Origin of the sequence: Arthrobacter sp. U41 (genome assembly GCF_001750145.1) — a bacterium.
Taxonomy (GTDB): Bacteria; Actinomycetota; Actinomycetes; order Actinomycetales; family Micrococcaceae; genus Arthrobacter.
This window is the reverse complement of sequence record NZ_CP015732.1, coordinates 2,661,707-2,680,766: the sequence shown is the minus strand read 5'-3', so window position 1 is coordinate 2,680,766 and position 19,060 is coordinate 2,661,707. Positions and strand designations below refer to the sequence as shown.

Annotated in this window: 16 protein-coding genes; 3 read left to right on the top strand and 13 right to left on the bottom strand. The window is 68.1% G+C overall.

Translation table 11 applies throughout. The annotated features are described in order from the left end of the window. Positions 1-28 precede the first annotated feature (28 nt). The 3 genes from ASPU41_RS12185 to ASPU41_RS12175 are packed head-to-tail and all read right to left on the bottom strand — an operon-like array spanning position 29 to position 3,109. Positions 29-1,561, bottom strand: a complete 1,533-nt coding sequence (locus ASPU41_RS12185) for a tripartite tricarboxylate transporter permease (RefSeq protein ID WP_069951140.1) — start codon at positions 1,559-1,561, stop codon at positions 29-31. After that, entirely contained in the window at positions 1,554-2,075 is a 522-nt protein-coding gene (locus tag ASPU41_RS12180) for a tripartite tricarboxylate transporter TctB family protein (RefSeq protein WP_069951139.1), read from the bottom strand. Before ASPU41_RS12180 ends, ASPU41_RS12185 begins: the two co-directional genes overlap by 8 nt. Positions 2,076-2,077: 2 nt before the next feature. Continuing rightward, complete coding sequence (locus tag ASPU41_RS12175; protein WP_069951138.1) at positions 2,078-3,109, bottom strand: Bug family tripartite tricarboxylate transporter substrate binding protein; 1,032 nt, start codon at positions 3,107-3,109, stop codon at positions 2,078-2,080. Between the two features lie 173 nt (positions 3,110-3,282). Between ASPU41_RS12175 and ASPU41_RS12170 the strand changes: the two genes are divergently transcribed. After that, positions 3,283-4,863, top strand: coding sequence for an ATP-binding protein (locus tag ASPU41_RS12170; RefSeq protein ID WP_069951137.1), 1,581 nt, complete (start codon positions 3,283-3,285; stop codon positions 4,861-4,863). Continuing rightward, positions 4,860-5,582 (top strand): response regulator, encoded by a 723-nt coding sequence (locus tag ASPU41_RS12165; protein ID WP_069951136.1) that lies wholly within the window; start codon positions 4,860-4,862, stop codon positions 5,580-5,582. The genes ASPU41_RS12170 and ASPU41_RS12165 overlap by 4 nt, the downstream gene beginning before the upstream one ends. 469 nt (positions 5,583-6,051) lie before the next feature. Here the strand turns inward: ASPU41_RS12165 and ASPU41_RS12160 are convergent, their stop codons facing one another. From ASPU41_RS12160 to ASPU41_RS12130, 7 genes are all read right to left on the bottom strand, one after another. Then, on the bottom strand, positions 6,052-6,885 hold the full coding sequence (locus ASPU41_RS12160; protein ID WP_069951135.1) for an HpcH/HpaI aldolase/citrate lyase family protein: 834 nt from the start codon (positions 6,883-6,885) through the stop codon (positions 6,052-6,054). Further along, complete coding sequence (locus tag ASPU41_RS12155; protein ID WP_231941063.1) at positions 6,882-7,460, bottom strand: MaoC family dehydratase; 579 nt, start codon at positions 7,458-7,460, stop codon at positions 6,882-6,884. Before ASPU41_RS12155 ends, ASPU41_RS12160 begins: the two co-directional genes overlap by 4 nt. After that, a complete protein-coding gene (locus ASPU41_RS12150) occupies positions 7,457-8,218 on the bottom strand; it encodes a CoA transferase subunit B (protein ID WP_069951134.1) in 762 nt (253 codons plus the stop codon). Before ASPU41_RS12150 ends, ASPU41_RS12155 begins: the two co-directional genes overlap by 4 nt. A gap of 3 nt (positions 8,219-8,221) precedes the next feature. Next, positions 8,222-9,055 carry a CoA transferase subunit A gene (locus tag ASPU41_RS12145; protein ID WP_069951133.1) on the bottom strand — a complete coding sequence of 278 codons (834 nt, stop codon included), beginning with the start codon at positions 9,053-9,055 and terminating at the stop codon, positions 8,222-8,224. Positions 9,056-9,094: 39 nt separating this feature from the next. Next, entirely contained in the window at positions 9,095-10,258 is a 1,164-nt protein-coding gene (locus ASPU41_RS12140; protein WP_069951132.1) for an acyl-CoA dehydrogenase family protein, read from the bottom strand. 62 nt (positions 10,259-10,320) lie between these two features. Beyond that, positions 10,321-12,558, bottom strand: coding sequence for an acetyl/propionyl/methylcrotonyl-CoA carboxylase subunit alpha (locus ASPU41_RS12135; protein WP_069951131.1), 2,238 nt, complete (start codon positions 12,556-12,558; stop codon positions 10,321-10,323). 7 nt (positions 12,559-12,565) lie between these two features. Further along, positions 12,566-14,173 (bottom strand): carboxyl transferase domain-containing protein, encoded by a 1,608-nt coding sequence (locus ASPU41_RS12130; RefSeq protein WP_069951130.1) that lies wholly within the window; start codon positions 14,171-14,173, stop codon positions 12,566-12,568. A 199-nt stretch (positions 14,174-14,372) separates the two neighbouring features. Between ASPU41_RS12130 and ASPU41_RS12125 the strand changes: the two genes are divergently transcribed. Further along, positions 14,373-15,014, top strand: a complete 642-nt coding sequence (locus tag ASPU41_RS12125) for an SACE_7040 family transcriptional regulator (protein ID WP_069952664.1) — start codon at positions 14,373-14,375, stop codon at positions 15,012-15,014. Positions 15,015-15,351: 337 nt separating this feature from the next. Here the strand turns inward: ASPU41_RS12125 and ASPU41_RS12120 are convergent, their stop codons facing one another. Genes ASPU41_RS12120 through pdhA form a run of 3 tightly spaced genes read right to left on the bottom strand, consistent with a single transcriptional unit; the run spans position 15,352 to position 19,009 of the window. Further along, positions 15,352-16,824 carry a dihydrolipoamide acetyltransferase family protein gene (locus tag ASPU41_RS12120; RefSeq protein ID WP_069951129.1) on the bottom strand — a complete coding sequence of 491 codons (1,473 nt, stop codon included), beginning with the start codon at positions 16,822-16,824 and terminating at the stop codon, positions 15,352-15,354. Beyond that, on the bottom strand, positions 16,821-17,831 hold the full coding sequence (locus ASPU41_RS12115; protein WP_069951128.1) for an alpha-ketoacid dehydrogenase subunit beta: 1,011 nt from the start codon (positions 17,829-17,831) through the stop codon (positions 16,821-16,823). The genes ASPU41_RS12120 and ASPU41_RS12115 overlap by 4 nt, the downstream gene beginning before the upstream one ends. Next, the gene (gene pdhA, locus ASPU41_RS12110; protein ID WP_069951127.1) at positions 17,831-19,009 is read right to left on the bottom strand and encodes a pyruvate dehydrogenase (acetyl-transferring) E1 component subunit alpha; all 1,179 of its coding nucleotides are present in this window, start codon (positions 19,007-19,009) and stop codon (positions 17,831-17,833) included. The genes ASPU41_RS12115 and pdhA overlap by 1 nt, the downstream gene beginning before the upstream one ends. Positions 19,010-19,060: the final 51 nt, after the last annotated feature.

The window sequence follows — 19,060 nt, the reverse complement described above, 5'->3', positions numbered from 1 at the left end:
CGGGCGGTCGAAGCCCGGACTCACAGGTTTAGACGGACAACTCGTCCTTCACAGGCGCAGCCTCCAGCGATGCCTGACGGCGGCGGAGCCACCGGGAGCCCACGAAAATCAGGGCCATGGAGACATACACAACCACCGCGAACGGCGAAGAGAACAGGGCCGTTGGATCGTTCTGGGAGAGCTGCAGCGAGCGCCGCAGCTGCACTTCGAACATCGGCCCGAGGATCATCGCCACCACCATGGGCGCCACGGGATAGCCGTAGCGGCGCATGAAGTAGCCAAGGATCCCGACCACCAGCAGGATGCCGACGTCGGCCGCGGCGAAGTTCACCGAGAAGGCGCCCAGCGCCGCGAAGACGAGGATGCCTGCGTACAGGTAGGGCCGCGGGATCTGCAGGATCTTCACCCAGAGGCCGACCAGCGGCAGGTTCAGCACCAGCAGCATCAGGTTGCCCACATACAGCGAGGCGATCAGGGTCCACACCAGCGCGCCCTGGTTCTCGAAGAGCAGGGGCCCGGGCTGGATCTGGTAGCGCTGGAACGCCGTGAGCATCATCGCCGCGGTCGCCGTCGTCGGAATCCCGAGCGTCAGCAGCGGGACCAGAACGCCGGCGGCTGCGGCGTTGTTCGCCGCTTCCGGACCGGCCACGCCCTCGATGGCGCCCTTGCCGAACTGTGCCCGGTTCGGGCCCTTGGCCAGTTTCCGCTCAGCGGCATAGGACAGGAAGGTGGAGACGTCCGCGCCGCCCGCCGGCACCGTGCCGATGGGGAACCCGATGAAGGTGCCGCGCAGCCAGGGCTTCCAGGACCGCTTCCAGTCCTCCTTGGACAGCCAGGCGTTCTTGCCCTTGCTGACCGGGATGACCTCGACCGGACCGTGCCGCAGCTTCGACGCCACGTACAGGGCTTCACCGAGGGCGAAGAGCCCCACGGCCACGAGGACCATGTCAACGCCGTCCACCAGCGTGGGGTTATCGAAGGTGAAACGCTGCTGCGCGGTGCTGTCATCGATGCCGATCATCCCGATGAACAGCCCCAGGCCCAGCGAGGCGAGGCCGCGCAGCACGGAGGCGCCCAGCAGGGCACCGACGGTGAGGAACGCCACGATCATCAGGGCCACGTAGTCCACGGGTCCCAGGCCCACGGCAAGTTCCGCGACGACCGGCGCCAGGAAGGTCAGCAGCACTGTTGCGATGGTGCCGGCGACGAACGAGCCGATCGCCGCCGTCGCCAGCGCCGCTGCGCCCCGGCCCGCTTTGGCCATTTTGTTGCCCTCGAGCGCGGTGACGATCGATGACGACTCGCCCGGGGTGTTGAGCAGGATCGAGGTGGTGGAGCCGCCGTACATCCCGCCGTAGTAGATGCCGGCGAACACAATCAGGGCGGCCGCGGGATCCAGTGCATAGGTGATGGGCATCAGCAGCGCGACGGTCATCGCCGGACCGATACCGGGAAGCACGCCGACGGCGGTGCCGACGAAGACCCCGCCCAGGGCGTAGAGCAGGTAGACCGGCTGCAGCGCTGTGGAGAAGCCCTCAAGGAGCATCATGAAGCTATCCATTGAAGAACGCCACCCCCTCAAGCAGTGGGCCCGGCGGCAGGGACACGCCCAGCAGCCCGCCGAAGACGTACTGGAGCACGAGCGCCAGTACGACTGAAATGATGATCGCCTTCCAGAGGGGCTTGGCCTCGAGGGTCCACGCCGCGCCGCTGAAGAGCACGGCTGCGGCAACGGCCCAGCCGGCCGGTTCGATCAGGAAGATGTGGAGCACCACGAAACCCACGAGTTTCGCCAGCGCGATCCAGTCGGTCTTGGCTGTGGCGTCGAGGTCTTCGCTTTCTTCTGCCTGGCCCACCTTGCCGCGGAACACCTGGGCGACGATGCCCGCGCCCAGGAGCACCAGCATGGTGCACACGATGTAGGGGAAGGCCCGCGGGCCGATGCCGGTCTCCGACGGCGGGATCGGGATCGACCCCGCCGCCAGGATGCCGGCCGCGCCCACGCTCACGAACACCAGGGCGAAGAGGATCTCCCCCGTGGGCCGCTTGGCGGGCGTGCTGACTTGGACGGACATTGTTACTTGACCAGGCCGATCTCAGTCAGCGTGGTCTTGACCTTGGCGATGTCCTCGGTGAGGAAGGTTTTGAAACCGTCCCCGGCGAGGAAGGCATCGTCCCAGTTGTTCTTGGCCAGCGTGGCCTTCCAGGCTTCGGAGTCGTGCAGCTTGGTGACAACCTCGGTCAGCTTCGCCTTCTGCGCGTCGTCGATGGAACCCGGTGCCACCACACCGCGCCAGTTGGTCAGCACGACGTCGATGCCCTGGTCCTTCAGCGGCTTGACGCCGGGCAGGGCCGGCGCTTCGGAGGTGCCGGAGACGGCGAGCGCCCGGACCTTGCCGGCCTTGACCTGCTCGGCGTACTCGCCCACGCCGGAGATGCCGGCCTGGACCTTGTTGCCAAGCAGGGCCGCGATCGATTCGCCGCCGCCGGAGTAGCCGATGTAGTTGAGCTTGTCGGATTCAACGCCCTGGGACTTCAGGATCTGGCCGGCCAGGATGTGGTCCGCACCGCCGGCTGAGCCGCCGGTGATCGCAACGCCCTTGCCGTTGGCCTTGATGTCTTCCACAAGATCCTGGACGGACTGGTACTTGGACGACGCCGGGACCACCAGCACCAGCGGCTCTTCGGTCAGGCGCGCGATGGGGGTGGTGTCCTCCAGCCGGGTCTTGGCGGCGTTGGTTTCCACCGCACCCACCATGACGTATCCCATCACCATCAGCGTGTTGGCGTCCTTTTCGGTGGCCAGCTTGGCCAGGCCGTTGGTACCGCCGCCGCCGCCGATGTTGCTGACCTGGGCGGAGGTGACCAGTTTGTCGGACTGCAGGACCTCCTGCATCGCACGTCCGGTTTGGTCCCAGCCGCCGCCCGGGTTGGCCGGAACAATGATGCTCAGCTTCTTGATCGGGTCCGCGGCTGCGCTCGTGCCCGCCGCTGTGCTGCTTGCGCCGCCCGCACACGCCGACATGGCGAGTACGACGCCGGCCGCCCCGGCCACGAGGGCGCCGCGGCGGGTGAAGGTGGTCAGCCTGAAAGTTGAGTGGGAAGTCATGGTTTCTCCTTGCATAAATGTGATGCACGTCATCGGAATCACTTCCCCGAGAATAGGAGCGGCCCGGCGCCGGGGCCAGAATTTGGCCGTAGAGGTAGTAATGGTCATATTGGTCACGGCCCGGAGCCGGGATTCCGGCCGCGGAACGGCAGCCGGGATGGGAAACTTGTGACATGGTTCACAGGATTCCCTTACGCTTCCAGCTGGTCGCGCTGCAGCTTGGCATCGTGCTGGCCGTCCTGACGGCGGTGGGGGCCGTGACCATCCGGATGCAGGAGCAGCAGCTCAGGGACGCGTACAAGGGCCGGCTGATCGGGGTGGCCGAAAGTGTGGCACGGCTGCCGTCGGTGGTGAATGCCTTTGGGACCCCACAACCGGCCCAGACCATCCAGCCCATCGCCGAAGTCATCCGGCAGGCCTCGAATGTCACCTATGTGGTGGTGACGGACCGCAACGGTGTCCGCCAGTCCCACCCGAATCCGGCGGAAATCGGCAGGCCCGTCTCCACCGATCCATCGGTGCCGCTCTCCGGCGAAATCTACGTCGGCACCCAGACAGGGACCCTGGGTGAATCCTGGCGCGTCAAGGTCCCCATTTTCGACGGTGCCGGTACCGTGATCGGCTCGGCCTCGGTGGGTGTGCTGGAAAGCACCCTGGCCCAGGACCTCTACGAGGACTTGCCGCAGTTGTTCGGCTGGCTCCTGGGGGCAGCACTGCTGGGCTCGCTGGGGGCGATGTACATTTCAAAGCTCGTCTGGCGGCGGATCTACAAGCTGGAACCGGAGGATATCGCGGCCCTGCTCGAGACCCGCGACGCGATGCTGCACGGCCTCGGCGAGGGGCTCGTCGCCGTCGACGCCGAAGGAAAGGTCGCACTCGTCAACGACGAGGCCCGCCGGCTGCTGGGCGTGGACGAGGAGATCACCGGAAGACCGGCCAGCGACTGCCTGGAACCCGGGATCCGGCGCATGCTGACCGAAGGATCGGCCACGGAGTCACTGGTGCTCTCCGGCGAGCGGATCCTGCTGGGCAAGGTCAACGCTGCCACGGTGGACGGCCGGGAGGTGGGCAAGGTCCTCATTCTTCGCGACCGTACCGAGCTCCATGCGGTCCTCCGCGACCGCGACGGTGCCCTGGACGTGACGCAGGCGCTGCGGGCCCAGGCCCACGAATTCGCCAACAAGCTGCACGTGATCTCGGGCCTGCTGGAGCTGGGCGAGCAGGGGAAGGCGGTGGAATACCTGGGCCGAAGCCACAGCGACGCCGCCTTCGTCAACCGCCCCCTGGCCGCGGGAATCACCGACCACGACGTCCGGGCCCTGCTCATTGCCAAGTCCACGGTCTGCGCCGAGCGCGGCGTCGAGATCCTGGTGAGCCCGGATTCCGTGTGCACCCCCGATGGCACCGGCGACGTCATCACCGTCCTGGGGAACCTGATCGACAACGCGGTGGACGCCGCCGGCTACGACAGCACCGTCGCCGTCCGGCTGGATGAGGCTCCCGACGGCGAACGCACCATCACGGTCGAGGACGACGGGCCGGGTGTCCCCGAGCCGGAACGGGCCGCCGTCTTCGAAGCCGGCGTCACCACCAAGCAGGCCGAGGGGATCAACAGCCGCGGCTTCGGGCTGGCTCTGGTCCAGCGCGTGGCCCGCCGTCGGGGCGGCTGGGCCTCGCTTTCGGCCTCCGCGCTGGGCGGTGCCTGCTTCACCGTAGTACTCAGGACAAAAGAGGCGGAACTACAAAACCAATGAGCGCCATACGCACCCTCATCATTGACGATGACGTGGCAGTAGCCGGGATCCACCACGGATTCCTGCTGGCCCGCGGCGGCTTCGACGTCGTCAGCCTGGCCCATACCGGGCAGCAGGGCCTCGACCTGGCGGCGGAGCTGCAGCCGGAACTTGTCCTGCTGGACATCCATCTGCCGGACATGTCCGGGCTGGACGTGCTCCAGCAGCTCCGCGGCCGCCAGCAGGCCCTGGACGTCCTGGTCATCACGGCGTCAAGGGAGCTGGACACGGTCCGCGGCGCCATGGCCGGCGGGGTGCTGAACTATCTGGTGAAGCCCTTTACGTCCCAGGCCCTGAACGAACGGCTCGACGAATACCTGTTCCTTCGCCGCGAGCTTGCCGCGGGCGGGGCTGCCGGGCCGCTGGACCAGGACAGCATCGACCGGCTTGTGGCGCCGTCCCGCCGGGCCACAGCAGCGGATCCCGTGGCCGGATCTCTGGCGGAGGCCCCGGCCAGGCTGCCGAAGGGGCTGTCCCGGCCCACGCTGGATGCCGTCATTGACGCGCTCAAGTCGACTCCGGAGGACGTCTCGGCGGCCGGGATGGCCCTTCGGCTCGGACTCTCGCGGGTCAGCGCGCGGCGCTACCTCGAGTATCTGGTCATCCACGGTTTCGCCCGGCTCACGCCCCGCTACGGTGCTGCCGGGCGGCCGGAGAACCGGTACCTGTGGAAGCGCTGAGCATGTCCGGCCTGCACTGGCAGCAGGGAGCATGCCCATTCGTCGTGGACGCTGCGCCGGGACGCCCGGGAAGCGGGTTGCGCGCCGTTTAGCACCCATTCGACGCAAATGGCCGCTACAGGACCCGTCAACCCGGCCGTCTGTGACGAATCGACGCGATTCAGCCCCCGCGGAGCCCGGCATTGCCGCCACACCAGCCGCACCAGAACGCCGCGCGGCACGGCCAGCCCACCGGATCACCCATTCGACGCAAATGGCCGCTATCGGACCCGTCAACCCGGCCATCTGTGACGACTCGACGCCATTCAGGCCCGCCGAGCCGCCTCAACGCCCACCGGATCACCCATTCGACGCAAACGGCCGCTATCGGACCCGCCAACCCGGCCATCTGTGACGAATCGACGCCATTCAGGGACGGGGAGCTGCCCCCGCCGAGCGCTCCCGGAGCCCCTGCGGCTTGTGCCCCGGGCTAGTGCGCCGCGCGGCGGAGGGTGGATTCGGCGTGTTTGAGGATGGGGCCGTCGATCATCTTGCCCTGGTGCTGGAACACGCCCGAGCCTGCCGCGGCGGCGGCGGCCAGCAGCTGGGTGGCGGCCGCGACCTCGGACTCGGACGGTGCGTACGCCCCCCGGACCACGGCCACCTGGTTCGGGTGGATGCAGGCCTTGGAGCTGAACCCCGAGGCGACGGCGTCGCGGGCTTCGACGGCGAGGCCCTCGAGGTCCGGGATGTTGACGTAGACCGAGTCGACGGCTTCCTTGCCGAACGCGCGGGCGGCCAGCAGCACGGTGGAGCGGGCGTGCAGAGCCACCGCACGGTAGGCGCCGCCGTCGGTCCTGCTGGAGGTGCCGCCGAGCGAGGCGATCAGGTCCTCGGCGCCCCACATCAGCCCGACCACGTTGGGTTCGGCCGCGATCTCGGCGGCATTGACGATCCCCAGCGCAGTCTCACACAGCGCGATCACGCTGTAGCCCTCAAGCTCCCTGAGCTGGACGGCACTTTCGGCCTTGGCCAGCATGATGTGCCGGTACGGGGTGTGCTTGAGGCAGTGCAGGTCCTTTTCGTGCTCCTCCGTGCCGGCCGGGTTGATCCGGATGATGGTGCTGCTGGGGTTCAGCTCGGGGACGTCGCCGGTGGCGCCGAGCTGGGCGAGGATGGCGCCGCGGGCGCGCTGCTTGTCCGCCGGCGCGACGGCGTCCTCGAGGTCCACGATCACGGCGTCGGAGCGCTCCGCCGCCTTTTGGTAGCGCTCGGGGCGGTCGGCGGGGCAAAACAGCAGGGCGGGGCCCATCAGGAAACTCATGTGTCTATTCTCCCCTTTTGCGCGGTTTCTTTCCGGGCAGTGTTTGCCTGCCGGGCCTCGGAGTGTGCTTCCCGGGTCCACATCAGGCAGCTGCGGGTGGCGAGGGCAACCACCTCGCCGTGCTGGTTCCGGCCGGTGTGTTTCATGGTCACAATCCCCTGCCCGGGGCGGGAGGAGGACGGCCGTTTCCCGGTCACGACAGTCTCCGTGTACAGGGTGTCGCCGTGGTACATCGGGTGCGGGAAGGACACGTCGGTGAGCCCCAGCTGGGCGATGATGGTGCCCTGGGTCAGCTGCGGAACGGACTGCCCCACGACGGTGGCCAGGGTGAACATGGAGTTCACCAGGCGCTGGCCGAACGGCTGTTCAGCGCTCCAGGCAGCATCAAGGTGCAGCGCCTGGGTGTTCATGGTCATGGTGGTGAAGAGGACGTTGTCCGCCTCGGTCACGGTCCGGCCGGGCCGGTGCGCGTAGACCACGTCCTGCTGGAGCTCATCGAAGTAGAGCCCGCGCTGTTCAATCACGCGGGGTTCAAGGGCGCGGGGTTCAGCCATGTCCTGCGGGTTCGCCGTCATACGGTCAGTTCCTGGTCTTCCTCGAAAAGTTCGGCGCCGGTGGCCGCGGCCACGTCCTCGACCGTCACGTTCGGGGCGAGTTCACGCAGCACCAGCCGGGATGTGCCTGCCTCAGTCACGACGTCGATCACGGCGAGGTCGGTGATGATCCGGTCCACGCAGGCTCTGCCGGTCAGCGGAAGCGTGCACTGATCCACGATCTTGGGCCGGCCGTTCCGGTCCACGTGCTCCATCATCACGATCACCTTCTTGGCGCCGAAGACCAGGTCCATGGCGCCGCCCATGCCTTTGACCATCTTGCCCGGGATCATCCAGTTGGCCAGGTCGCCGTTCTGGGCCACTTCCATCGCCCCGAGGACGGCAACGTCCACATGCCCGCCGCGGATCATGCCGAAGGAGGTGGCGGAGTCGAAGAATGCGGCGCCCTTGTTGACCGTCACGGTTTCCTTGCCGGCGTTGATCAGGTCCGGATCGACGTCGTCCTCCCCGGGGTAGGGTCCGACGCCGAGGATGCCGTTCTCGGAGTGCAGGACCACCTCAACCCCGGCGGGGATGTAGTTGGGGATCAGGGTGGGCATGCCGATGCCGAGGTTGACGTACTGGCCGTTGCGCAGTTCCTTCGCCACCCGGGCGGCCAGTTCATTGCGCGTCCAGCCCTTGCTTTCAACCCCGGCGGGGTGCTCGACGGCGGCGGGCCGGTACTCGTGGCGGACCGCTTCGGGGCGGGGCGGGGCGCCCTGGAGGCTGTTGGATTCCATGGCCTAGGCTCCTGACTGGTCGGTGGCTGGGGCGGAGGTGCCGGCGGCTGCGGAGGTTTCGGTCGCTGCGGGGGCGGCGGACGCTGCAGCCAGGGCCACCGTCCGCTTCTCGATCCGCTTCTCGACGTCCGGTGCGAGCACCACGCGCTGGACGAAAATGCCGGGGATATGGACGTGTTCGGGGTCCAGCTCCCCCGGCTCCACGAGTTCCTCGACCTCCGCGATGGTGATCTTCCCGGCCATGGCGCAGAGCGGGTTGAAGTTCATCGCGGTGGCGTGGAAGACGAGGTTGCCGTGGCGGTCGCCCTTCCAGGCGTGCACGAGGCCGAAGTCGGGGGTCAGCGACTCCTCGAGGACGTAGTCGGCGCCGTTGAAGCTGCGCACTTCCTTCGCTGCGGACGCGATCGCGATGTTGCCGTCGGCGTCGTACTTCTGCGGCAGGCCGCCGTCGGAGACCTGGGTGCCGACGCCGGCCGGCGTGAAGAAGGCAGGGATGCCGGCCCCGCCGGCGCGCAGCTTCTCGGCGAGCGTGCCCTGCGGGGTGAGGACCACCTCGAGTTCGCCGGCGAGGTACTGCCGGGCGAATTCCTTGTTCTCCCCCACGTAGGAGCTGATGGTACGGCGGATCCGGCCGTCCCTGAGCAGGATTCCGAGTCCCCAGTCGTCGACGCCGCAGTTGTTGCTCACGGTCTCCAGGTTTGTGGCGCCGCTCTGGTGCAGGGCATCGATCAGGGCCACCGGAATGCCGCAGAGCCCGAACCCGCCGACGGCGAGCGAGGCGCCGTCGTGGATGTCCGCGACGGCCTCGGCGGCGCTGGCAACAACTTTGTTAATCATCGTTGATCCTTCTCTCGGCGGTTGCGGCCAGCGGGCCGGCTAGAGCCCCAGTTCGCGGGCGATCAGCATCAGCTGGACCTCCGTGGTGCCCTCGCCGACTTCAAGGATCTTGGAGTCGCGGTAGTGCCGTGCCACGGTGAATTCGTTGATGAAGCCATAGCCGCCGAACACCTGGGTGGCGTCCCGCGCGTTGTCCATGGCTGCCTCGCCTGCGACCATCTTAGCGATGGCCGCCTGCGTCTTGAACGGCTTGCCGGCGAGCATCCGGGCGGCCGCGTCGTAGTAGGCCAGGCGGGCGGTGTGGGCCCGTGCTTCCATCCGGGCGATCTTGAACGCGATGGCCTGGTACTTGCCGATGTTCTGTCCGAAGGCGCTGCGTTCCTTGGCATATTTCACCGACTCGTCCACACAGCCCTGGGCCGCGCCGACGGCCAGGGCGGCGATCGCGATCCGGCCCTCGTCGAGGATGGAGAGGAAGTTGGCATAGCCGCGGCCCTGGGCGCCAAGCAGGTTTTCCTCGGGGACGTGGACGTTGTTGAGCGTCAGCGGGTGGGTGTCCGAGGCGTTCCAGCCGACCTTGTTGTAGGCCTTCTCGGCCTTGAAGCCGGGGGTGTCGGTGGGCACCAGGATGGTGGAGATTTCCTTCTTGATGCTGCCGTCCGGGCGTTCCTGCTGGCCGGTCACCGCGGTGACCGTGACGAGCCTGGTGATATCGGTGCCGGAGTTGGTGATGAACTCCTTGTTGCCGTTGATGACCCATTCCCCGCCGCCCAGCTTGGCGGTGGTCTTGGTGCCCCCTGCGTCCGAGCCGGCTTCCGGCTCGGTCAGGCCGAAGCCGGCGAGCGCCTTGCCGGAGGCCAGCAGCGGCAGCCATTCCTCCTTTTGGGCGGCGTTGCCGAAGCGGTGGATCGGCATGGCGCCGAGGGAGACGCCGGCCTCGAGGGTGATGGCGACCGACTGGTCCACGCGGCCGAGCTGTTCGAGGGCGAGGGCCAGGGCGAAGTAGTCGCCGCCCATGCCGCCGAATTCCTCCGGGAAGGGCAGGCCGAACAGGCCCATGTCCGCCATCTGGGAAACAACCTCGTAGGGGAAGCTGTGCTCCTCGTCGTGCTTTGCGGAGACCGGGGCCACCACCAGGTCGGCGAATTCGCGGACGGTGTTGCTGAGGTCCTGGTATTCCTCGCTGAGTTCAAAACTAGTCATGGGGACTCCTTTGTCGGTACTGCTGTTGAAGAACTGTGATGGTGGTGCTGATGCCGGGCCGGTTAGTCCGCCGCGCCCATTGCGATGACGGCCTCTTCGATGGTGTCCTCCGCTTTGGACGGCGCCGGCGGGTGGATGGTCGCGACGACCTGTTCAGCCTTGACAAGGTCGCCGGAGCTGACACTGATGTGCACGGTCCCGTCCAGCGGCGCCACGAGCTGGTGTTCCATCTTCATGGCCTCCACGGAGAGCAACACCTGCCCCGCGGCGACGGCGTCCCCGTTGCTGACGGAGACTGACACCACGGTGCCGGGCATTGGCGAGCGCACGGCCGGATCCGCTGCGCCCTCCTCGCGTTCGACGGCGGCCAGCACCCGGGCCAGCCGGGTCTCCCGGGTGAGCACCTCGAGCTTGCAGGACCAGCCGTCGTTGCCGAGGAAGAGTTGCGTGGGCACTCCGGGCGTCGGGTTGTCCCAGGTCGGTGTGACAGGTCCGGTGTAGACCGGGGCAAGGCGGTAGTCCCGGGCCGTACCGTCCAGGGTCAGCACCATGTCGTTGCGCCTGCGGAACTGCAGGGACGCCCGGCGTTGCGGTCCGTCGCCGACCGCCACGGTCACTTCGGCCGAGGTTGCGCTGCCGTGAACGGACACGGCGGCGACGCCGCCGCCGGGTGTTCCCAGGCTGATCCGGCGTGGGGCCTGCGCGCCCAGACGCCAGCCGTCCCGCCGCCGCCAGGGACCGTCAGCGGCGGCCGTGTTGTGCTCCTCCATGGCCAGCGCATACACAGCGGCGGCCACCAGTTCAAAGTCGTCCACACGCCGGAAGCCGAAATCGGGCATCTTCCGTTCGATCAGGCCGGTGTCCAGCCGGCCCGCGCGGACATCGGCGTCGTTGATCAACAGACGCAAATATTCGACGTTGGTGTCCACGCCCAGCGCGGTGTACCCGGCGAGCGCTCCGTCCAGGGTGTCCAGGGCTGCGGTGCGGTCCGCTCCCCACGCAATGACCTTGGAGATCATCGGGTCATAGCTCGACGAGATCTCGAGGCCCTCCACCAGGGCCGAGTCCACCCGGACGCGGCCCTGGCCGGCCACGACCTCGGTCCGCTCGGGCGCGCTTGGCCGGGGTGCGGGGCCGGGCAGTTCCTCCAGCAGGAGGACATGCCCGGTGGAGGGCATGAAGTTGCGCTCCGGGACTTCGGCGTAGACCCGCGCCTCAACGGAGTGGCCGCTGAGCACGACGTCGGCCTGGCGGACGGTCAGTTCCTCTCCGGCGGCGATGCGGACCTGCCATTCGACCAGGTCGACCCCGGTGACCATCTCGGTGACCGGGTGCTCGACCTGCAGGCGGGTGTTCATCTCCATAAAGAAGAACTCGTCCGGGGCGTCGTCGGAGACGAGGAATTCCACGGTGCCGGCGCCGCTGTAGTTGACGCTGCGGGCGGCGTTGCACGCGGCCTCGCCGATCCGGGCCCGGGTGGCGCCGCCGTCGTTCATCGACTCCAGCAGCGGGGAGGGGGCTTCCTCGATGACCTTCTGGTGGCGGCGCTGCAGCGAGCATTCGCGTTCCCCGAGGTGGATCACGTTGCCGTGATTGTCCGCGAGGACCTGGACCTCGATGTGGCGCGGGGTCAGGACAAGCCGTTCCAGGAACAGGGTGTCGTCGCCAAAGGCGCTGGCCGCGACCCGGCGGGCGGTAATCAGGGTCGCCGCCAGGTCCTCGGGGCGTTCGACGATGTGCATGCCTTTGCCGCCGCCGCCGGCGGAGGGCTTGATCAGCAGCGGGAAGCCGACGCCGGCCGCTGCGTCAATGAGCTGCGCGTCCGTCATGCCGGGTTCGGCGATGCCCGGGACCACCGGGACCCCGTAGCCGGTGACGTGGTTCTTGGAGCGGATCTTGTCGCCCATGACGTTGAGGGATTCGACGCCGGGGCCGATGAACGTGATCTCCGCCTTTTCCAGGGCGCGGGCGAAGTCAACGTTCTCACTCAGGAAGCCGTAGCCGGGGTGCACGGCGTCGGCGCCGGTGTCGCGGCAGGCCTGGATGATGGCCTCGATTTTGAGGTAGCTCTCCGCGGCGGCGGCCGGGCCGATCCGCACGGCGAGGTCGGCCTCGCGCACGTGCCGGGCGCCGGCGTCGGCGTCGGAATAAACGGCGACCGAGCGGATGCCCAGCGCGCGCAGGGTGCGGATCACGCGGCAGGCGATCTCGCCGCGGTTGGCGACGAGCACGGTGCCGAAGAGCGGTGTGGCGGCCCGGGACGTCACGGGCGCTGGCTGGGGTGTGGAAGAAATGGTCATTGCTGGCTCACATCCGGAACAGGCCGAAGGAGGTCTCCGGCAGCGGGGTGCGGGAGACGACGTCGAGCGCCAGTCCCAGGACGGTGCGGGTGTCCGCGGGGTCGATCACGCCGTCATCCCAGAGGCGGGCGGTGGAGTAATAGGGGCTGCCCTGGTCCTCGTACTGCTGTTTGATCGGGGCCTTGAATGCTTCCTCGTCCGCGGCGGACCATTCCTCGCCGCGGGCCTCGTACTGGTCGCGTTTGACGGTGGCGAGCACGCCGGAGGCCTGGTTGCCGCCCATCACCGAGATCCGGGACGCCGGCCACATCCAGAGGAAACGCGGCGAGTAGGCCCGCCCGCACATGGAGTAGTTGCCGGCGCCGAAGGACCCGCCGATCACCACGGTCAGTTTGGGCACGCGGGCGGTCGCGACGGCGGTGACCATTTTGGCGCCGTTTTTGGCGATGCCGCCCTGCTCGTAGTCCTTGCCGACCATAAAGCCGGAGAGGTTCTGCAGGAAAATCAGCGGGATGCCGCGCTGGTCGCAGAGCTCGATGAAGTGGGCCCCCTTGAGCGAGGATTCGCTGAAGAGCACCCCGTTGTTCGCGACGATTCCGACCGGGTGGCCGTGCAGTTTCGCGAAGCCGGTGACCAGGGTGGTGCCGTAGTTCTTCTTGAATTCGTGGAAGCGGCTGCCGTCCACCAGCCGGGCGATGACCCCGCGGACGTCGTACTGGGCGTTGACGTCGGTGGGGACGGCGCCGTACAGCTCCGCCGGGTCCGCCAGGGGTTCGACGACGGTGTCGATCTCCCAGGCGGGGGCCGCCGGGCGCGGCAGCGTGGAGACGATGTCGCGGACGATCTGGAGGGCATGCTCATCGTTCTCGGCCAGGTGGTCGGTGACGCCGGAGATCTTCGCGTGCACATCGCCGCCGCCGAGTTCCTCGGCCGTGACGATCTCCCCGATCGCGGCCTTCACCAGCGGCGGGCCGCCCAGGAAGATCGTGCCCTGGTTGCGGACGATCACGGTCTCGTCACTCATCGCGGGGACATAGGCGCCGCCGGCGGTGCAGGAGCCCATCACGGAGGCGATCTGCGGGATCCGGGCCGCGGACATCTTGGCCTGGTTGAAGAAGATCCGGCCGAAGTGCTCCTTGTCCGGGAAGACCTCGTCCTGCTTGGGCAGGAACGCCCCGCCGGAGTCCACCAGGTAGATGCAGGGCAGCCGGTTCTCCAGGGCGATCTCCTGGGCCCGGAGGTGCTTCTTCACCGTCATCGGGTAATAGGTGCCGCCCTTGACCGTGGCGTCGTTGGAGATGACCAGGACCTGGCGGCCGTGGACCAGTCCGATCCCGGCAATGACACCGGCGCCCGGTGAGTCGTCGTTGTACATCCCGTTCGCAGCGAGCGGCGCGATCTCCAGGAACGGGCTGCCCTGATCCAGCAGCTGGTCGATGCGTTCGCGGGGCAGGAGCTTGCCGCGGGCCACATGGCGTTCCCGGGACTTCTCCGGCCCGCCCAGGGCTGCCGCGGCGAGCCGTTCCCTCAACTCCCGGGCCAGCCCCAGCTGGGCCTCGCGGTTCGCGGCGAAGGCGGCGCTCGTGGCGTCCACCAGGCTGGCGATTGTCTCCATTGACTGCTTCCGTTCTCGACCTTCATGCCGGGGGCCTGCAATGCGCCCGTTCCAGCCACTTCGGTTAGTACCGCATAACTGAGATTTAGGTTAGTCTCTATTAACTGTGATGTCCACCACGGGGCCCTGCGAGCAGCTGGATATTTGAGATGAGGATGTGCCGGTGACCGAGCCCAACGAGACGAGCCGGACCTCAACGCTGGCTGCCGCCGCCCAGCCTTCAGGGACCCAGCCTCCCTCGACCCAGCGCAGCCAGGCCAAAGAGAACCGCCGGCAGGCGCTGCTGTCCGCGGCGGCCGCACTGTTCGCGGCCGACGGGTTCAACCGCGTCTCCCTTGAGGACCTCGGCGCCGCCGCGGGTGTCAGCGGCCCGGCGGTCTACCGGCATTTCTCCGGCAAGCAGGCCGTCCTGGGAGCGCTGCTGCTCAGCGTCAGCCAGGAGCTGCTCGACGGCGGCCGGCGGGTGATTGCCGATTCCGACGGCGCCGCCGTGGCCCTGCAGCGGCTGGTCGAGTTCCACGTGGACTTCGCGCTCAGCAATCCCGACGTCATCCGGGTGCAGGACCAGGACTTCAGCAACCTCGCCGACGACGACCAGGCCGAGGTCCGCGCGCTGCAGCGGAACTACGTGGAGCTCTGGGTCGAGGTCCTGGCCGGGCTGCACCCCGACACCGAGGCCGCCGAACTGCGGATGCGCGCGCACGCCACCTTCGGCCTGATCAACTCCACCCCGCACTCGGTGCGCAGCCATGGGCGGCGGATTGCGGTCAAACGGGCCAGGCCGCTGCTGCAGAGCATGGCCCTCGCGGCGCTGACGGCCCCCGTGTCTCCGCTCGGCTAGCTCCCCGCACCCAGCGACCCGTCGTCGGGGCGCGCGGCGCACCCGGAGCACCCGGGGCACGCTGGGATACCGGCTGAGGCTCGCGCGCCTCATCAGCAGCGTCGCCGGTTTACGGTCCGGGGGCACTTTGGCGCGGACACGCCGTGAGTTAAGCCGCTAAGGTCCAATTTCGCGCCCAAAGTGCCCCCGGACGGAGAACCCCACCGGGACAACCACCGGCAGACACCACGGAACAACTCGCCCGGAGCAGCCCCGCGGAGCACACAACCCCGCACGGAACAAAGCTGCCGGCCGCTCCCTGGGTAGGGTGCAGCCGGCAGCCGTGAGCCCAGGGCTCCTAGACCATGGCGAGGGCCATGCCGGGGTCGGACAGAATGGCGCCGAGGTCCTGCAGGAAGCGTGAGCCCTGCTCGCCGTCGACCAGGCGGTGGTCGAAGGAGAGGCTAAGCGTCATGACCTGACGCAGCGCCACCTCGTCCTGGTACTCCCACGGCATCTTCCGCACCGCACCCAGGGCAAGAATGGCCGCCTCGCCGGGGTTGAGGATGGGCGTGCCCGCATCGATGCCGAAGACACCGATGTTGGTAATGGAGATGGTGCCCCCGGAGAGCTCGGCCGGGCTGGTCTTGCCGGCGCGCGCCGTATCCGTCAGTTCCGTCAGCGCCGTGGAGAGCTCCAGCAGGGACATCCGGTCGGCGTCCTTGATGTTCGGCACGGTCAGCCCGCGCGGCGTGGCGGCCGCGATGCCCAGGTTCACGTAGTTGTACTGGACGATCTCCTGCGTGGCATCATCCCAACGGGTGTTGAGGGTGGGGTGGTTCTTCAGCGCGATGAGCACGGCCTTGGCGACGATGGTCAGCGGCGTGAGCTTGTACCCTGCAAATGCCCGGCTGGCCTTGAGCCGGGCCAGCAGCTCCATGGTCGGGGTGACGTCGATGGTCAGGAATTCCGTGACATGCGGTGCGGTGAAGGCACTGGAGACCATGGCGGCGGCGGTGAACTTCCGCACCCCCTTGATCGGCGTCCGGATCTCCCGCTCACCCTGCGCCGGAGCGGGCGCAGGCGAGGACACTGCCGCAAGATCCCGGGACGCCACCGGAAGGTCTCCCCCGCCGACGAAGTTGCGGACGTCCTCCCTGGTAATGAGCCCGAACTCCCCGGTGCCGGTGACCAATGCCAGGTCGACGCCGAGATCCTTGGCCAGCTTGCGCACCGGCGGCGTGGACCGCGGGCGCTCCGCCGACGTCGGCGAGCGCTCGGTGGTAAGGGGCTCTGCGGTGAGGGGCTCACGAGTGAATGACTCACCGGCGAGCGGCCCGGCCACAGTCGTCCTTGCCGGCGCCGCCGGCGCGGCTTCAGTGCGCTCAGCCACGGGGGCCGATGCGGTGCCAGCCGCCGTCGCGGCAGCCACCGGAGCGGCGAAGCTGCGGGCACGGCGGGCCGGTCGGCCGGAGCTCTCCAGGACGGCGCCATAACCGACGAGGTTCGGTTCCCGCTTGGCGGCCGCCTCTTCCGCGCCGGAGCCGGACCCGTCAGCGGAACCCGAGCCGCCGTCGTCGCCCTCCACTTCGAAGGAAACGATCGGCTTTCCGACCTCCACCACGGAGCCGGGCTGTTCGTGCAGGGCCGCGACCACCCCGGCGAACGGGGAGGGAAGCTCGACGACGGCCTTGGCGGTTTCCACCTCGGCGATGATCTGGTTGAGCGCGACGGTGTCCCCCACCGCGACCTTCCACGCGACGATTTCCGATTCAGTCAGACCTTCGCCGAGGTCCGGCAGCCTGAATTCCTTGATCATGGTGGCGCTCATCCTTCCAGCCCGCTCAGGGAGTTGGGGCGGCCGAGGGCGCGGTCGACGCCGTCCAGGATCCGGTCCAGGCTCGGGAGGTGGTGCATTTCCACCTTGGAGTACGGGTACGGGACGTCGAAGCCGGTGACCCGGACCGGGGCTGCCTCGAGGTGGTAGAAGCAGCGTTCGGTGATGCTGGCGGCAACCTCGGCGCCGAGGCCGCCCGTCTGGGAGGCTTCATGCGTGATCACCAGCCGGCCCGTCTTGCGGACCGAGGCCTCAAGGGTCGCGAAGTCCAGCGGGGCGAGCGAGCGAAGGTCGATGACCTCGATCGAAATGCCCTCGTCAGCGGCCGCGAGCGCGGCGTCCTTGGCGGTCTTCACGAGCGGGCCGTACGCCAGAAGCGTCACGTCCTTGCCCTCGGTGACGACGCGGGCCCTCTCCAGCGACAGGGCGGCGCCGAGGTCCAGCGACTCGTCCACCTCTCCCTTGTCGTGGTAGCGGCGCTTGGGTTCGAAGTAGAGCACGGGATCATCCGAGGCGATGGCCTGCTGGATCATCGTATGGGCGTCCTGCGGGTTGGAGACGCTGACGACGCGCAGACCCGAGGTGTGGGTGAAGTAGGCCTCGGGTGATTCGGAGTGGTGTTCCGGGGAGCCGATGCCGCCGCCAAACGGCACGCGGATCGTGATGGGCATCTTGACCGCACCCTGGGTGCGGTAGTGCATCTTGGCGACCTGGCTGACGATCTGGTCGAATGCCGGGTAGATAAAGCCGTCGAACTGGATCTCCACCACGGGGCGGTAACCCCGGTAGGCGAGGCCGACGGCGGTCCCCATAATTCCGGACTCGGCCAGCGGGGTGTCCACGACGCGGTGCTTGCCGAAGTCCTTCTGCAGGCCGTCGGTGACGCGGAAGACGCCGCCGAGGGCGCCGATGTCCTCCCCCATCAGGATCACCTTGGGATCGTTCTCCAGGGACTTGCGCAGGCCCGCATTGATTGCTCGGGCAAAGGTCATCTGTGTCATCAGCGTGCACCTTCTTCAGAAGCGGCTTCCGCGGGATCGCCGAAGGAGGCCAGGTAACGGGAATAGTGGTCCTGCTGGCGCTCCAGCGGGGCATGCGGCGTGCTGTAGACGTGCTTGAAGATGTCCAGCGGCTGCGGCTCGGGCATGTTGATGGTGCCGGCCCGCAGCGCCTTGGCGACTGCATCCGCTTTGGCGGCGACGGCGGTTTCGAGTGCCTCGGTGAGGAGTCCCTTGCGTTCCAGCAGTGACTTAAGCCGCGCGATCGGGTCCTTGGCGGCCCAGTCCTCGAGTTCGTTCGCGTCGCGGTAGCGGGTGGGATCATCCGCCGTCGTGTGCGGACCCATGCGGTACGTGACGGCCTCGATGAAGGTCGGGCCGCCGCCATGGCGTGCCCGGTTGGTGGCGATGCGGGTCGCTGCCATCACGGCCAGGACGTCGTTGCCGTCCACCCGCATGCTGGGGATGCCGAAGCCCGCCGCACGGTCAGCGATCTGGATGTGGGACTGGAGCCGGACGGGCTCGGAAATCGCCCAGTGGTTGTTCTGGCAGATGAAGACCACCGGGGCCTGGAAGCTGGCAGCGAACACCAGGGCCTCGTTGACGTCGCCCTCGCTTGTGGCGCCGTCGCCGAAGTAGGCCACGGCTACCGAATCGGCACCGTCGTTCTGGATGCCCATCGCATAGCCGGTGGCGTGCAGCGTCTGGGCGCCGATGATGATTTGCTGGGTTGCGACGTTGACCGTGAAGGGGTCCCAGCCGGCCAGGGCGTTCCCCCGCCAGGCTTTGACGATGGCCTCCGGCCGGACTCCGCGGCAGTAGGCCACCCCGTTGTCGCGGTAGCTGGGGAAGACGAAATCGTCGTCACGGAGGGCCCTCGCCGAACCGATCTGGGAGGCCTCCTGGCCCAGCAGCGGGGGCCAGAGGGCGAGTTCACCCTGGCGCTGCAGGGCGGTGGCCTCGGCATCGATGCGGCGGATAACCACCATGTCCTCGTAAAGCGCGCCCAGTTGCTCGTCGTTGACGTCCCGGACCCAGGGGTCGAACTCGGGATGGCTTACACGTTCACCCCCGGGGGTGATGAGTTGGACGAGGTCCCCGCCCGTCCGCCTGTTTGATTCTGCACTGTTGCCGGGGCCGCCTGCGGCAATGCCGCCCTTGCCCGCGTCGTCGGTAAACACAGTTGTACGCACCTTCTGACGTCGTCTGACCGGAACTCGCAGGACTCGTGA